Source organism: Marinomonas sp. MED121 (assembly GCF_000153025.1).
In the GTDB taxonomy this organism is placed as follows: Bacteria; Pseudomonadota; Gammaproteobacteria; order Pseudomonadales; family Marinomonadaceae; genus Marinomonas.
Genome location: NZ_CH672433.1, coordinates 305,580 through 320,843 on the forward strand (window position 1 = coordinate 305,580; position 15,264 = coordinate 320,843).

The window sequence follows — 15,264 nt, forward strand, 5'->3', positions numbered from 1 at the left end:
TGCTTATTAGTTTTAGCATAGCCTCAAAAAGAAACTTGATTGTCTCACTTCAAACACCTAGTGTCGTATTCTGCTTAAATTCAATACATAAGGAAGGTAAAAGCATGTTAATTCGAGTCTGTCTGTTAGTCAGCGTTTTAAGCTTTTTAGTGGGCTGTTCTAGCGCATTAACCCCCTATACTGATAACCCAGATCAAAAACTCTCTTATGCTTACTATTTAATGAATCAAGATAGGGTCTATGCAGCCCAACGTTTGGGTGAAGAAGCGTTAGAAGACTTCACCGCGCTTAATGATAAATTTGGCATGGCTGAATCTCACATTTTTCTGTCTAGCTTATATAAAAAACATGCGAACCCGACTAACCCAAACTTCCACTCGGTAGCTCCAGACTTTGACCCACAAAAGGGTAAAGCTGTTTTTCACGCTGAGCACTCTATCGAGCTATTTTCTCAGCTTGAGCATTTAACCCAAGTGGCAAAAGCCGAATTTGTATTAGCGAATTTTTATATCTCCACCAGCAAGATCACACAGGGCTGCGAGCTTTATGACAAGAGCCTTATTAACTATGAAAAAGGCCTAGCACTTGAACCAGAATCTGGCTTTGAGATTAACAACCCACATTATGATAACTTTCCAGAAATGGTGAAAGCTTTCAGAGCAGATCATTGCGCTTAAAATAAAACCTTGATTATCCCCTGCTAACAAGACGAGCTGAGAGAAAATGGATTTAACCCGCTTAACCGAACGCTTGATGAGCATGGATGACGAGACATGGAAGCGTCATTCGAATCCTTGGAGTGTTTATACAAGGTTTTCAATTCTTCCGCTTATCTCTATCGCATTTTGGTCTAGAGAGTGGATTGGCTATTACAGCATTATCCCCATATTGCTTTCTTTTATTTGGGTTTGGCTAAACCCAAGGCTATTTAACGCACCAACTAACACCAACAACTGGGCCTCTATGGGCACCTTTGGTGAACGTATCTATCTAGCACGAAACAAGGTGGCGATTCCTCATTATCACCTCACCCCAGCCCTCTTATTACAAGTTTTATCAGGCCTTGGTTTGCCTTTCTTTTTCTATGGTTTATACAGCTTAAATATTTGGGCACTCATGCTAGGAAACCTCTGGATTATGGTTTTCAAAGCTTGGTTTGTGGATCGCATGGTGTGGTTGTATCGGGATATGAAGGAAACCAATCCAAAATATTTGAATTGGTTAAAGCCCTAATAATATTTTGCCACAATAAAAAAAGAGGCCTAATAAGGCCCCAAAACATGTTAACAGGCATGTGGGTGACAGCCTGTTAACATCAAAGCCACATGGCTATTGTGCTTGTGATAACTTAGCTAACTCTTGTGCGACTAGGTCTGTCACATCGATAAGTTGTTTGTGCGTTTTAATGGGAATCAAAGGCAGCTCGGTACAAGCAAGTAGCACTAAATCTGCATCTAAAGAATCCACCAGCTTAGTAAATGAATTAACAATGAAAGGCATGTCACCACCATAGGTTTTCACATCATAAATCAGTTGATGTAAACCTAGCTCAGGGTCTGGCACTTCCACCTCAGCAACCTCTTTAAGCTGTCGATAAGGAGACCAAGCGCCAAGATCAGTCACAGAATCTGCGCCTAATAAAGCGACCTTTTTAATGCCTTCTTGTTCTAGCTTTTGTTTGATGACATCACAAAAAGACACCAACTTTGAGTTCAAGGCTAAAGCTTCTAGTTGCGGTTGATAGTAATTTAAGGTGTTACAAGCAATGGCATAGTAATCCACCTGTTGTGCCACTTCATTTGCCACTTGAGACAAGGTCTTCCATACCTTGTCATCATTTTTTTCAAGTTCCATAGAGAGCCCTAATAAGGGCTCTGAGATAATGTTCACCATAGGCGCATCTAAATCCCCTTTAAATGCCTCTCCCATTAGGTTTTTATTGGCTTTTAATACCTTATTCCACATGTCCAAGCCAGCTTCTGGCCCTGACCCTGTGATAATGCCTAAGCTGGCTCTCTTGCTATTTTTCATCATGCTTAAGCCTTGGCATTCTTTTCAAAGGATTGCTTAGCTAAAGCCGCTTTCTCTTCATTCGCTTGTTTCTCAAGCGCAAGCTCAGTGTCTGATTTCTCATCAGCAAAACGACGCCCCCAACCCGTGATAATAGAGAAAGTCATAACAACTAATAGCACCCAGGCATAGATGATCCATGGTGTCATTTCGATTGGTGTTAATGCAGGGACACCTTCAAAAGATTCTGCGGCTTTAAAAGATAAACCTGAAGCAAATAACAGGGCAGCAGACCAAGGCAATGAGTAAACCAAAGTACAGGCCATACTATCGATAATATTGGCACGACGATAAGGGTGCAGACCGAATTTTTCGCCCACAGGTTTAGCATAAGAAAGGCCAACCGCTAAAATGGCAGGGGCATTAATACTCATCATAGAAGACAAGAAAAGGGATAAACCCGCCGATGATGCCTCGGCCCCACGAGGGCTATTTACCATGCCTTTTAATAAGTTGATTAATCGATCGCTACCACCGCCATCTAACATAAGGCGAATACCACCCGCGAGCAGTAAAACTAAGATAGATAAGTCTGCCATCCAGCCAGCGACACCATTAATTAAAGCACCATCTTTTACGGAGACAAAGGCTTCTAAGGTATTAAGACCAGATAGCACAGCCACCAGCATGCCAAGTAAAATACCTATGGTCGTGGCAAAAATCACATCGCCCTTTTTCATCGCCACATAGATAGCGGCTAAAGCAGGAATCAGCATGATTAAGCCTTTAGGGTCCATATGATCCGCCAGTTGCTCATAAGGCACACCAACAGACGACCCTGTACTTAAGAGGCTAAAAACAACAAGTAAAACTAACGTTATCGCACCCGCGGTTAAGGAGTATCTAAGACGAGAACGAACCACGCCGCCGATATCTGTATTTTGACTGGCTGCAGAAGAAATTGTGGTATCTGAAATAGGCGCAAGGTTATCACCAAAAGCGCCACCACCAACGATAGCACCTGCCATCAAGAAAGGATCAGCACCTAACAAAACACCCGCTGGATACAAGACACCCATACCTGCGGCAATGGTGCCAAACCCCGTTCCGGCTGCGGTAGCAAAAAGCGCACTGGCCATAAAACTCACTGCCACAAAGACAGTGCCTGTTGCGCCAGTGTGATAAGCCGCCCACAAAATGCCATCCACTAGACCCGATGACCTTAAAACAGTGGCAAAGATACCTGCAAAAATCCAAGCGGCGACAGGGGCGATCGCCACCTTACTCGCCATGCCTTTCATAATAGTTTCGCTATACAGGGATTTATCTTTAGCTAATAAGAAGGTCCCTAAAAGCCCGCCTAAGATGCCCACCCACATACCTTGAATAGTCGCTTCTTCCAGCGCAGTAGCAACATAAATTGCGACAATAACAAAGCTTAATATGGGTAAAAATGACGTCCAAGGGCCGCCATAAAAGCTCAGTTTTGGTTGATTTGTCATACTCTTTTCCTCGATCTTTTTCTTATTTAGGAAGTTGGCGCTCATTTCTCTATGCCTTTAAAGGGCAGATAAATCAGCTGCTGAGGTTTAGTAAAACAAATGGATTTCGCTTGAGGTATTTGACACCTTGACCTTAATTGGCGCACTTTGGCGCAACTAGTACACCAAAGTGCGTCTTTATTAGTCGCTCCTTGCCCTGCTATGCTTATTTCACTCCTTGATGTTTGAATTCGCTTAGGTCGGTAAATCATGAATGAAGATTTTGCTCAAAACTTGAGACTGCTCTGTAGTTATTACAAATCCATAAGCGAAGTAACCCAACGTTTAGGAATAAGCCGACCTCAGTTCAATCGATACTTAAGCGGCAAACACAAACCCGCCGCCAACACTTTGCGTCGTATTTGTGAGTTTTTTGATGTGGCCGAACATGAGTTACATTTACCCCATAGCCAGTTCGAAAGGTTAGTACAGGTCAGTCCAAGGCAAGTAACTCATACAGATGAAAGTATCGAATTGGATCACCTTAATCAGCTGCAACAAAAGTCGAGCCCTGAACTAGAAAAATACCTAGGTTATTATTTTGAGTATTACTACTCTATGGGCAATCCAGGCAAAATCCTAAGGTCTCTTGTGTGTCTTGAGAAACAAGGAGAGAAGGTCGTTTTTCAACGCACAGAAAGGTTAATAGAAGGCAAAGAGAAATGGGATAAAGAGGTGTGCCATTGCAAATATCTCGGCATAGCGTATTACCTCTCCGACCGTATTTTTATGATGGATTATGAATCACTCACCTTTAATGAAATTACCCAAACCATCATGTTCCCTACCTTTAAAAATCGCATCAGCTGGCTACATGGTTTGCGCTTAGGCGTATCGGCCAGTGATGAGCGTATGCCTACTAGCTCAAGAGTGTTGATGGAATATTTAGGCACTAATATTAACTTACGCAAAGCGCTCGCCATGTGCCGATTTTACGAGCCACATGACAAGGATATAGACGAAGCTATTCAAGAGATGATCAATAATCAAGGCCCCAATGAGCATTGGAACTTTAGGGCCAAGGCTTAGTTTTAATGAGCAATTAGAACAAAAAAAGAGGGCTTTCGCCCTCTTCTTATTTAACTAATCAAAGCCAGTTAAATACTAGCTTTTATCGCTTTTCTCATTCAATTTGTCATCAAGCTTTTCATTTAACGCGACAATCTGTTGTTGCATTTGCTGCATCTGATTCATCAACTCAGCATGGTTTTGTTCTTGGGCATCATGCTCTTGTTTATTGGTTTCTTGCGTCATGACATCAAGTACCACACCCACCATCATGTTTAAGAATACAAAAGCCGTTAAGAAGATAAAGATGATGTAGTAGATCCAACTAAAAGGATAAACCGCCATGGTTTCGTACATGACATCCGTCCAGTCTTCGAAGGTCGCCACCCTAAATAGCGTCAGCATAGCCGTGGCAATATCTCCCCAAAGCGTCGGATTAACATCTTCAAAGAAGATGGCACCTACCGCAGCAAATAGGTAGAAAATGATAAACATTAACAGGGCGATATAACCCATTTTTGGGATAGCCTTTAATAAGGCATTTATCAGGTAGCGCAGGTCTGGAATGATGGACACCAGACGCAATACTCGAAATACTCTTAACAAGCGTCCAACGAGTACCATGTCACTTTCCGAGATAGGTAAAAGACTACCTATTACGATAATAGAGTCAAAAATATTCCAAGGATCTTTGAAGAAGGCTTTTTTATTATCACAGGCCACAAAGCGCAAAATAATTTCGACTAAGAAAAAGATAGTAATAAAGCTATCAAGATAATTAATGGCTATTTCAACCGCTGGCGGCAGAGCATAGGTTTTTGCACCTACGGTTAACGCAGCAATAATAATGATGCTAATGATAAAGCCTTGGAACCAAGCACTGGACTCCACTAACTTTATTAGGCTAAACCAACTTTTCGAGTCAGTTTTTTGCATTGTCTTGTCTCTCTTAATGTCTAGATTAAAGGTCTGATTTAAAGGCCACATGTGATTTTACTCAAGCCATTCATATCAAAAAGATGCTAGGCATGTGACTCTAAGTTGCGCCATCATAAAAGTCTCGACACAGAAAGAAAAGAGATTATATCGATTATTCTGAGCCAAACTCAGCGACGATCAAAGACCCTGAAACCTAGTTATAAAGAGAGTGAGCTGTTATATTTAAGGTCTAATGAAATGAGGGTGTCTATATGTGGTTTAAGGTATTGAGCTTAATGATATTATGCTTATTATCCTTGAGTGCCCAAGCGTCACCTTTTGGTCATGCTAACGCTCTTAATTCAGAAGATGTTCAGCTTTCTTCTGATCGCACATTTAATCCTTTGTACTCGCAAGCATTTTTAGAAACCGAATGTAGAAAAAGCCAAACCATTTCGGCTAAGCTTGAATGCTGCCATATAGACACCTGTTCAGCCCTGATGTTAGATCTTGAGAAAAACACAGGGTTACCGCTTCTTTCAGATAGTCAGACCATTTTCATACATTGGCCTGACACGCCTTTATCCCGCCTTATACGGCCACCCAAAGTCTCATTTGTTTAATTCATTATGAAATATAAGTTCTAATTTTTTTATTCAAACGAGATAAATACCATGAAAACACTAATTTCTTTAATGCTTGGCTTTAGCATCATATTTGCAAGCAGCAACCTACTTGCCCATGCCAAAATGCTAACCTCTATCCCTGCTGACAATGCCAGCTATGACACACCTCTTACAGCCATTGAATTAAACTTTAAAAAACCTTCCCGCTTAATTAAGTTGTCCCTTAAGTATCAAGGACAAAAGATTCCACTTAGCTTTAAGCCAAGTGCAAAAGCCAATACTTATTTCTCCATTCCGCTTCCCAAATTAGAAGAGGGCCAATACAAACTAGAATGGATTTCCCTAGGAAATGATGGTCATAAAATGAAAAGCAAGATTAGCTTTAACCAAAAATAATAGTCCTTACTAACGCCCAAGGTATGTTTGATACCTTAAAACACACCTTGGACTTAACTAAATTTTAAAGGAGACGATTATGTGGGAAAGCATTAGCTTAATTTTCAGACTTGCCCTATATCTTGCGTTATCTGGCCTTGTAGGATCCGCATTTGGACTCTTATTGAGCCAAACAAGCTCGTTCAAAAAGACCTTATCTACTCATTTTATCAAATGCTTAAAATCTTATTTTTTAATTAGCCTACTCGTTTTGCTGTTTGCTAGCCTGGGCTTCTTTTGGGTGAGGGTTGGCGCCTTTGCAGAAGAAGGTTTAGCAGGATTATTCGACCCCCTGATGATAAGCATCTTGTATGATTCTGGCTTAGGTATGGCGTTAAATTATGGGTTACTAACCTGTTTTTTTGCAGCTTTATATTACCTTTTCATCAACCGAATATTGTTAGTCTGCATGCTAGCCAGCATCAGCTTATCCTTTGCTTTTACAGGCCATATTGCTGAGTTGGGTCTGATTGAAAAAGGTATCTTGAGTTTACATATCCTCATTGCTTTTCTCTGGTTAGGCAGCCTCTACCCTTTATGGTGTTTGGTTAACTTAGAAAAAGCACATTTTGTCGAAGGTCTACTAGAAAGATTTGGCTATTACGCCAGCTTTATCATGCCTTTCTTGCTGCTAGCAGGCGTCACTCTGGTGTATGTCATTACTGGTTTTCAATTGGAATTATTAATCTCTAATTGGGGAGCAGCATTGGCTATCAAACTCGTTTTAGTCTTGGCGATCTTAGCGCTCGCGGCGTGGCATAAATTTAAGCTGGTACCTGATTTTCAGACAAAGCATGGTACAAAGAAGATGGCCTCTTCTTTAAAAATTGAGATTTATCTCGGTTTGGGGATTTTAAGTTTAAGTGCTTTTTTGAGTACCTTAATTAGCCCCTAAAGCGTAGCCCCTAAAGCATTTAGTTATTAATAAAAAAGGAGAGTGAAGTTTTCACTTTACTCTCCTTCTTACTAACTAAGATATTAGAAGCTAGGCTAATGAGAAACTGGCTAATTTAAGTAAAAGTAAGGTTAAGCCACCAGCAATTGGCCACGATACATCTGCATCTGACAATGAAAAGCATATTCTCCCTTCGCTAACGGCGGCAAATCGACCCGTGTCTCTTTGCCCAGCGACAAATCAACACTGATGCCTAGATCCGGTATCACTAGGGTTTGAGAACAAGCAGCCTCATCTTCCCTTAAGAATCTAAGTTGCACGGCCTGATTCGCTTTAAGCATCAATTTAGCCGGAAGATAAACGCCAGAGTTAACCTTAATCACCTGATGCTGGGTATCAAATACTTGTGGTTTTGGCTGATATAACCAGAACCACCAAACAATAAATGCAATGAGTACAAGTCCAATTAAATTCACCAGTATCATGCTATCTCTCCTCTTTGTAAGGTTGTCTGTGAGGTCTTCAGCAAACGTAATCGATTAGCGTTCGTCACCACAGTCACTGACGATAAGGCCATAGCAGCGCCTGCAATCACTGGGCTTAGTAAAATACCAAAAAAGGGATAAAGCACACCTGCAGCCAATGGAATGCCTATTAAGTTATAAATAAAAGCGCCAAATAGATTTTGCTTAATATTTTTCAGTATGGCTTTGCTGATATCAATCGCATCCACCACACTGGTTAGCGCACCACGCATTAGGGTGATATCCGCACTTTCTATTGCCACGTCTGTCCCCGTGCCTATGGCAAAACCAACATTGGCTAACGCCAGTGCAGGAGCATCATTAATACCATCACCCACCATGGCGACAGTTTCACCTTGAGCCTGAAGCTTTTTAATAATGTCAGCCTTATCTGCTGGCAAAACATCGGCAAAGTATTCATCAATACCCACATGTTTAGCGACTGCAGCTGCCGTATGAGTATTATCTCCCGTTAGCATGATGACTCTAAGGCCTTGCCCTTGCAGCGTTTTTATCGCCGAAATCGAATCAGATTTAATGGGGTCAGAGATTGCAATCATGGCCTCTAATTTGCCATCTATCGCAAAATACAAAGGTGTTTTTGCCAAGCTTGCATAAGCCTTAGCTAAGTCTTGCTCTGAGCTGATATCGACCCCTTCCTCTAACAAAAAGCGCTGATTACCTAAGACCAGAGAATGCTGCTCTACTCGACCCACAACCCCTTTACCACTCATAGTATTAAAGCTATCTACACTAGCAAGAGAAATGGATTTCTCTTTGGCTGAATTAACAATTGCCGTGCCTAAAGGATGCTCAGAATTTAACTCTAAACTTGCTGCAAACCTTAAAATCTCTTCTTGGGTGAAGTCGTCAAAACATTCAATATCAGTGACTGCAGGCTTACCTTGGGTAATGGTGCCGGTTTTATCCAATACCACGACAGATAAATCAGAAGCGGTTTGCAAGGCTTCACCATTGCGTATCAAGACACCTGCTTCTGCGGCTTTACCGACACCTACCATGACAGACATGGGCGTCGCTAGACCTAAGGCACAAGGACAGGCAATGATGAGTAAAGTAGAGGCGCTGGCTATAGCGAAGGCCACCACGGGGTCAGGTCCAAAGTTAAGCCAAATAAGCCCAGTGACTACCGCTAATATCATCACACTTGGCACAAAGTAAGCGGAGATAGTATCCGCTAATCGACCAATTGCCGGTTTAGCATTTTGCGCCTGTTTAACCATTTGAATGATTTGCGCTAGGGCCGTGTCTTTACCAATACGCGTGGCTTTAAAAATAAAACTTCCCTTGGTATTGATGGTACCTGCTGCAACCTCATCATCTGGCCCTTTTGCCACAGGCATAGGTTCACCCGTTAGCATAGCCTCATCTAGACTTGAATTACCTTCAAGGATAATGCCGTCTACAGGAATTTTTTCACCGGGTCTGATTTTGATTTTATCGCCTAGTCTAACGTCTTCTAGGCTTATTTTTATCTCTTGATTATCACGAATCACACTAGCCGATTTAGCCTGCAAACCGATTAGACGCTTCACGGCTTCTGAGGTTTTTCCTCTGGCTTTAAGCTCTAATGCTAATCCAAGGTTAATCAGGCCGATAATCATCATACTGGCTTCAAAGTACACATGACGTGCCATTAAAGGCAGAATATCAGGTGCTAGCACCACCACCATAGAATAAAGCCAAGCCGTGCCTGTACCCAAAGCAATCAGAGTATCCATATTGGCATTATGATTTTTAAAAGAGCGATAAGCCCCAAGATAAAAGTGCCTGCCTGAGGTAAGCATTACAGCTAACGTCAGTAAACCAACAAGCAGCCAAGCGATTTGCTCTGTGCTTGATGTGACTGTCATTTCGCCGATAAACAAACCATAAAACATTAATGGCACACCTAGCGATAAGGCGAGGTAGCACTGCTTCATCAACTTTTTATAATAAAGTGCCTCTGCTTGCTCTTTCTCTTCTTGGCTAGCCTGTGCTGTTTGAGCGTTAGAAGCCTTAGCGTGATAGCCCGCATCTTCCACCGCTTTTACAATCAGATCACTTTTTGCATTACCTTTTACTTGCACGCTCCTATCGACAAAGTTCATGGCAACAAAGTCCACATCAGCCACCTTAGCAATGGCCGTTTCTATCTTACCCACACAGCTTGCACACCCTGCACCTTCAATAATAAATTCTTGAATGATTTTTGGGCTTTGACTTAACTTTTCCATCACTCCTCCTCACAATTAAGCTAAAACTCATATCACTATAAAGCTTGGAGTAAGACCCAGGTCAAACCCTGAATTTAATGAATATTTATGTCTTTATTTTATGGTTAATAACAAAACAATCAGTGCTAACACAAAGAAGGGCACCTAAGTAGGTGCCCTTCTTTGTTTGTTTTTATATTTATGATTTTAGTTATTTATCATTCTAGATAAGCGACAACTAATAAAATCAGCTTAAGCCTAATGCACCATGAAATCGAATGTGCCTGTTTTCGCTTCGCCATCATGGCTTTCAGCACTCCAAGCCACTCGATAATTACCTTTGTTAAGCGGCATCATAGGAGCACTAAAAAAAGTTTTATGGCGACCATCACCCACGGCTAACACACTCACATTACCCGCCGCATCAAATAAACGAATTGATTTAAGATTGACCATTTTGGCAAATTTTAGCTGCACCTTATCAGGTGATTGCATAAACATGGCACCATTTTTAGGAAAGCTCTGCTCCAAGGTTACATTGGCCCACAATGGACTTGTCATAAAGATATTGATCACTAGGGCTAATAAGATGTTTTTCATATATTTCTCCAAGGGTTATTAAAATTAAGCTTTTTCAAGTTTTTGAATGCTGTGCTTACGCCATAAAAAGTAGACAACGGGTAAGACTAATAAGGTGAGAATAACGGCGCTGATCATGCCACCAACCATAGGTGCTGCGATGCGGCTCATCACTTCTGAACCAGTACCTGTGCCATACATAATGGGTAGCAGGCCAACAATGATGGTGGCAGCTGTCATCATCACAGGTCGAACTCTGAGACCCGCGCCATCAAGTACAGCTTGACGTAAGGCAAGGACACTTGGGTTCTGCTGTTGCTCTGCATGCTTGGTTAACATGGCTTGATAGGCTTGATTGAGATAGACCAGCATGATGACGCCTATCTCTACCGCGACCCCTGCTAAGGCAATAAAGCCGACTCCCACAGCAACAGAAAAGTTATAACCTTCAAGGTACATCAACCAAAGGCTACCGATAATCGCCATTGGTAAGGTGCCCACTATGATGGCAACCTCCACCATATTTTTAAAATTCAAATAGAGCAGCACGACTATGATCAGCAGGGTTAAAGGCACCACATAAGTCAGCTTGGCTTTCGCCCTTTGCATATACTCATACTGGCCAGACCAACTAATGGAATAGCCAGCAGGTATGCTCAGTTCATCAGCAAGAACGCCTTTAGCCTGCTCCACATAACGGCCAATATCCATGCCTTCAATATCGATAAAGGCCCAGCCATTTAAGCGGGCATTTTCACTCTTTATGCCAGGCGGTCCATCTTGCACATACACATGGGCCAACTCTCCTAAAGCAATACGCTGACCTGATGGGGTAATCACGGGCAACAAAGATAACTGCTCAGGTGAGTCACGATAGTCTTGCGGGTAACGCACATTAATCGGATAACGCTCTAGCCCTTCCACCGTCTGAGAGACATTCATGCCTCCCACAGCGGTTGCAACGACTGCCTGTATATCGGCCACATTCATGCCGTATCTTGCGGCTTCTTCACGGCGAATATCCACCTTGATGTAACGGCCACCCGCAACCCTTTCGGAATAAACCGATGCTGTCCCAGGGACATCTTTTATGATGCGCTCTATTTGCTGGCCTATCTCTTGGATAACCGCGAGCTCTGGCCCTGCTATTTTTATCCCCACAGGGGTTTTAATGCCAGTTGCTAGCATATCGGTACGTGTCTTAATGGGCATGACCCAAGCGTTGGTTAAGCCCGGAAATTGAATCAGACCATCCAGCTCCTTTTTGAGCTTTTGCGTTGTCATACCTTCACGCCACTGCGTCTTTGGCTTGAGCTTAATAAAGGTTTCTATCATGGTCAGCGGCGCTGGATCTGTTGCCGTATCCGCGCGGCCCACCTTGCCAAACACCCTTTCCACTTCTGGCACTGTGCGAATTAACTTATTCGACTGTTGTAAGATTTGCCTAGCTTGGGCAATAGACACACTAGGATAAGTGGTCGGCATATACATAAGATCCCCTTCATCCAAAGGGGGAATAAATTCACTGCCTAACTTATCTAGGGGCCAGATCCCCACAGCAAACACCACAAGACTTAAGGCCAAGGTCGATTTAGGGTAAGCCAACACTGTCTTAAGCACGGGCAAATACAAAAAGGTAAGTAGTCGATTAACCGGGTTCTTATGCTCAGGTAATATCTTGCCGCGAATAAAGTAGCCCATGAGCACAGGAACTAGGGTCACAGCTAATAAGGCCGATGCCGCCATGGCATAGGTTTTGGTATAAGCCAAAGGCGCGAACATCTTGCCTTCTTGCGCCTCTAAGGTGAAAACCGGTACAAAACTCACAGTAATAATGAGCAAACTAAAGAATAGAGCGGGACCCACTTCACTGGCAGATTGTGCCACTATTTGCCAACGATTCTCTTTCGTTAACGGGGTTTTCTCCATGTGTTTGTGCATGTTTTCTATCATGACGATGGCCCCATCTATCATGGCGCCAATGGCAATGGCGATACCGCCAAGAGACATGATATTGGCATTAATGCCTTGCAGGTTCATTATGATAAAAGCCGCTAAAATACCCACGGGCAAACTAAACACAGCCACTAAAGAAGAGCGCACATGAAATAAGAAAATGACGCAAACAATAGCAACTACAGCCAGCTCTTCGGCAAGTTTTTCCCAAAGGTTTTGCACCGCACTTTCGATCAGGCCAGATCTATCATAGACAGTCACGACTTCTACCCCATCAGGGAGACTTGCCTTGAGACTCTCGAGTTTGCTCTTAACGCCTTGGATTGTGGTTTGTGCATTCTCACCAAAGCGCATGACGATGACGCCGCCAACGGTTTCACCTTCACCATCAAGCTCAGCCACACCGCGCCGCATTTGCGGCCCAACCTGAATATCCGCCACGTCACGTAATAAAAGTGGTGTTCCTTGCTTGTTTACGCCTAGCGGCAAAAGCTCTAAATCCTTAACCCCTTGAATATAGCCTGAGGTGCGAACCATATATTCTGCTTCAGCCATTTCAATCACAGAGGCACCAACCTCTTGATTGCCTCGTTTAATCGCTTGCTGAATATGGGCTAAGGGCATATCAAAGGCCCTTAATTTATCTGGATCTACCTTGACCTGATACTGCTTCACCATGCCGCCTACCGTCGCCACTTCTGACACACCAGGGACGGTTTGCAGTTCATACTTTAAGAACCAATCTTGCAGGCTTCTTAATTGGCTAAGATCATGCTGACCTGTTTTATCCACCAAGGCATAAAGATAAATCCAGCCAACACCCGTAGCATCTGGACCTAATTGGGATCTGGCATTCGCAGGTAAAGAGGGGGCAACCTGACTCAAATACTCTAATACCCGGCTTCTAGCCCAATACATGTCCGTATCATCATCAAAAATCACGTACACATAGGAGTCGCCAAAGAAGGAGTAACCCCTGACAGTTTGCGCACCGGGTACAGAAAGCATGGCGGTTGTCAGTGGATAAGTAACTTGGTCTTCCACCACTTGTGGCGCTTGCCCTGCAAAGCTGGTTTTAATAATCACCTGTACATCTGAGGTATCAGGAATCGCATCTACAGGCGTATTTTTTAAGGAGATAAGACCTAACACCAATAATAATAAGGTGGCTAGCAGCACCATAAATCGATTACTGATCGACCAATAGATAATGGACTTGATCATGGTTTATTCCCCTCCTCTGACATATTCATAGGTGAGGTCATTTGCATTTGACTATGATCCATTGAGCCATGATCCATTTCACTCATGTCCATGACAGACGATGAAGGGTAATTAAAGCGTTTAAAGTCTGAGCTTTTACTCGATTCAGAATCCAGTAAGAAGAGCGCTGAGGTGACAACTTCATCCCCTTCAAACAAACCTGAAACGATTTCGATAGAATCCTTATCTGTACGACCTATTTCCACATTAATAGATTTAAAGCGACCTTCACCAAGCGCTAGCACCACACGGTTAGACTGCTCTACTCTGATAACAGCTTCTTTTGGCACCTGTAAGCTTGGTGCAGCCTCATCAATAAGGATGTTAATTTTGGCAAACATATTAGGCTTTAACGCTTGTTCTTGATTATCAAAACGCATGCGTACTCTTAAAGTCCGACTAGCAAGGTCCAGTGTTGGATAAACATAATCCACCACACCTAACCAGCTTTTACCGGGTAGATAATCCAATGACATTTGCACAGCAAGACCTTCTTTAATTAAGCTGGTTTGCTTTTCAAACACCTCAGCTTCGACCCATACCTCATCCAATGAAGCGATTGATAACAGCTCCATGCCAGGCTTAATAAACATGCCATCAACCATATTTAGGTAGTCTGCTACACCATCACTAGGGGCGAAAAAGGTAACGCTTTGCTGTACTTTTAACGTTCGCGTTAATCGTTTAATTTCTGTTGGCGGGAAGTTCAACGCTAGTAGCCTTTCTTTAGCGCCTTTGATTAAGCTTTTATCCTTGCGCCCTAACGCAAAAAGATACTCTTCTTGGGCATTCACTAATGCAGGAGAATAAAGACGATATAAAGGCTGACCCTGAGTGATTTTTTCACCACTGGCTTTGATATAGGCTTCTTCTATCCAGCCTTCGACTCTAGGGTGAAGGTGCTGAATTTTATCTTGATCATATTGTACATAACCAACCGTACTCACATTTAGATTGAGTCGATTAAGACTCGCCACGCCAGTACGTACGCCTAAACTGTTGATAACTTCGGGGGAGATCTGCACTGTCCCAGCACCTGAATCTTGATTGGCCTCATTGGCATAAACAGGTATCAGGTCCATTCCCATCGGCGATTGGCCTGGTTTATCACGACGATAATTTGGGTCCATAGGGGCAACCCAATACAAGGGCTCGTCTATCGCCATTTCAGCTAAAGAACTATCAATAGCGTTAAGGGGTTGAAAATATGTATAAGCGGTTAACGCTGATACGGCCCCAATGGATAAACTCACGCCTATGATTAGGCTATTTTTTAAAAAAGGTTTCATGCTA

At 42.8% G+C, this 15,264-nt stretch carries 14 protein-coding genes; 6 read left to right on the forward strand and 8 right to left on the reverse strand.

The features are described 5' to 3' along the window. The first annotated feature begins 104 nt into the window (after positions 1–104). Complete coding sequence (locus MED121_RS19865; RefSeq protein ID WP_009835567.1) at positions 105–677, forward strand: hypothetical protein; 573 nt, start codon at positions 105–107, stop codon at positions 675–677. A gap of 46 nt (positions 678–723) precedes the next feature. After that, positions 724–1,233 (forward strand): DUF6653 family protein, encoded by a 510-nt coding sequence (locus tag MED121_RS19870; protein WP_009835568.1) that lies wholly within the window; start codon positions 724–726, stop codon positions 1,231–1,233. Between the two features lie 96 nt (positions 1,234–1,329). On the opposite strand, the gene MED121_RS19875 is transcribed toward MED121_RS19870, so the two are convergent. After that, a complete protein-coding gene (locus MED121_RS19875; RefSeq protein WP_009835569.1) occupies positions 1,330–2,034 on the reverse strand; it encodes an aspartate/glutamate racemase family protein in 705 nt (234 codons plus the stop codon). Positions 2,035–2,036: 2 nt separating this feature from the next. Next, on the reverse strand, positions 2,037–3,557 hold the full coding sequence (locus tag MED121_RS19880; RefSeq protein WP_009835570.1) for a Na+/H+ antiporter NhaC family protein: 1,521 nt from the start codon (positions 3,555–3,557) through the stop codon (positions 2,037–2,039). A gap of 204 nt (positions 3,558–3,761) precedes the next feature. On the opposite strand from MED121_RS19880, the gene MED121_RS19885 reads away from it, so the two are divergent. Next, positions 3,762–4,580, forward strand: a complete 819-nt coding sequence (locus tag MED121_RS19885; protein WP_009835572.1) for a helix-turn-helix transcriptional regulator — start codon at positions 3,762–3,764, stop codon at positions 4,578–4,580. A 75-nt stretch (positions 4,581–4,655) separates the two neighbouring features. Here the strand turns inward: MED121_RS19885 and MED121_RS19890 are convergent, their stop codons facing one another. Further along, entirely contained in the window at positions 4,656–5,495 is an 840-nt protein-coding gene (locus MED121_RS19890; RefSeq protein ID WP_036181273.1) for an ion transporter, read from the reverse strand. A gap of 278 nt (positions 5,496–5,773) precedes the next feature. On the opposite strand from MED121_RS19890, the gene MED121_RS19895 reads away from it, so the two are divergent. The 3 genes from MED121_RS19895 (at position 5,774) to MED121_RS19905 (ending at position 7,433) form a co-directional block, all read left to right on the forward strand. Beyond that, the gene (locus MED121_RS19895; RefSeq protein WP_131471009.1) at positions 5,774–6,100 is read left to right on the forward strand and encodes a hypothetical protein; all 327 of its coding nucleotides are present in this window, start codon (positions 5,774–5,776) and stop codon (positions 6,098–6,100) included. A 51-nt stretch (positions 6,101–6,151) separates the two neighbouring features. After that, positions 6,152–6,499, forward strand: a complete 348-nt coding sequence (locus MED121_RS19900; protein ID WP_009835575.1) for a copper resistance protein CopC — start codon at positions 6,152–6,154, stop codon at positions 6,497–6,499. A 79-nt stretch (positions 6,500–6,578) separates the two neighbouring features. Beyond that, positions 6,579–7,433 (forward strand): CopD family protein, encoded by an 855-nt coding sequence (locus tag MED121_RS19905; RefSeq protein ID WP_009835576.1) that lies wholly within the window; start codon positions 6,579–6,581, stop codon positions 7,431–7,433. A gap of 131 nt (positions 7,434–7,564) precedes the next feature. On the opposite strand, the gene MED121_RS19910 is transcribed toward MED121_RS19905, so the two are convergent. The 5 genes from MED121_RS19910 to MED121_RS19930 form a co-directional block, all read right to left on the reverse strand. Continuing rightward, positions 7,565–7,918: a cupredoxin domain-containing protein gene (locus tag MED121_RS19910; RefSeq protein ID WP_009835577.1), complete on the reverse strand. Its 354-nt coding sequence runs from the start codon at positions 7,916–7,918 to the stop codon at positions 7,565–7,567. Beyond that, positions 7,915–10,194, reverse strand: a complete 2,280-nt coding sequence (locus tag MED121_RS19915) for a heavy metal translocating P-type ATPase (RefSeq protein ID WP_009835578.1) — start codon at positions 10,192–10,194, stop codon at positions 7,915–7,917. Before MED121_RS19915 ends, MED121_RS19910 begins: the two co-directional genes overlap by 4 nt. A gap of 237 nt (positions 10,195–10,431) precedes the next feature. Beyond that, positions 10,432–10,773, reverse strand: a complete 342-nt coding sequence (locus MED121_RS19920; protein ID WP_009835579.1) for a copper resistance CopC family protein — start codon at positions 10,771–10,773, stop codon at positions 10,432–10,434. A 24-nt stretch (positions 10,774–10,797) separates the two neighbouring features. Next, positions 10,798–13,932, reverse strand: a complete 3,135-nt coding sequence (locus MED121_RS19925) for a CusA/CzcA family heavy metal efflux RND transporter (RefSeq protein WP_009835580.1) — start codon at positions 13,930–13,932, stop codon at positions 10,798–10,800. Beyond that, complete coding sequence (locus MED121_RS19930; protein ID WP_009835581.1) at positions 13,929–15,260, reverse strand: efflux RND transporter periplasmic adaptor subunit; 1,332 nt, start codon at positions 15,258–15,260, stop codon at positions 13,929–13,931. Before MED121_RS19930 ends, MED121_RS19925 begins: the two co-directional genes overlap by 4 nt. Positions 15,261–15,264: the final 4 nt, after the last annotated feature.

Excerpts from the sequence above, each read along its gene's own strand:
- MED121_RS19885 (WP_009835572.1), top strand. The coding sequence starts at position 3,762 with ATGAATGAAGATTTTGCTCAAAACTTGAGACTGCTCTGTAGTTATTAC.
- MED121_RS19890 (WP_036181273.1), bottom strand. The coding sequence starts at position 5,495 with ATGCAAAAAACTGACTCGAAAAGTTGGTTTAGCCTAATAAAGTTAGTG.
- MED121_RS19880 (WP_009835570.1), bottom strand. The coding sequence starts at position 3,557 with ATGAGCGCCAACTTCCTAAATAAGAAAAAGATCGAGGAAAAGAGTATG.
- MED121_RS19865 (WP_009835567.1), top strand. The coding sequence starts at position 105 with ATGTTAATTCGAGTCTGTCTGTTAGTCAGCGTTTTAAGCTTTTTAGTG.
- MED121_RS19900 (WP_009835575.1), top strand. The coding sequence starts at position 6,152 with ATGAAAACACTAATTTCTTTAATGCTTGGCTTTAGCATCATATTTGCA.
- MED121_RS19875 (WP_009835569.1), bottom strand. The coding sequence starts at position 2,034 with ATGATGAAAAATAGCAAGAGAGCCAGCTTAGGCATTATCACAGGGTCA.
- MED121_RS19870 (WP_009835568.1), top strand. The coding sequence starts at position 724 with ATGGATTTAACCCGCTTAACCGAACGCTTGATGAGCATGGATGACGAG.
- MED121_RS19930 (WP_009835581.1), bottom strand. The coding sequence starts at position 15,260 with ATGAAACCTTTTTTAAAAAATAGCCTAATCATAGGCGTGAGTTTATCC.
- MED121_RS19915 (WP_009835578.1), bottom strand. The coding sequence starts at position 10,194 with ATGGAAAAGTTAAGTCAAAGCCCAAAAATCATTCAAGAATTTATTATT.
- MED121_RS19920 (WP_009835579.1), bottom strand. The coding sequence starts at position 10,773 with ATGAAAAACATCTTATTAGCCCTAGTGATCAATATCTTTATGACAAGT.
- MED121_RS19925 (WP_009835580.1), bottom strand. The coding sequence starts at position 13,932 with ATGATCAAGTCCATTATCTATTGGTCGATCAGTAATCGATTTATGGTG.
- MED121_RS19905 (WP_009835576.1), top strand. The coding sequence starts at position 6,579 with ATGTGGGAAAGCATTAGCTTAATTTTCAGACTTGCCCTATATCTTGCG.
- MED121_RS19910 (WP_009835577.1), bottom strand. The coding sequence starts at position 7,918 with ATGATACTGGTGAATTTAATTGGACTTGTACTCATTGCATTTATTGTT.
- MED121_RS19895 (WP_131471009.1), top strand. The coding sequence starts at position 5,774 with ATGATATTATGCTTATTATCCTTGAGTGCCCAAGCGTCACCTTTTGGT.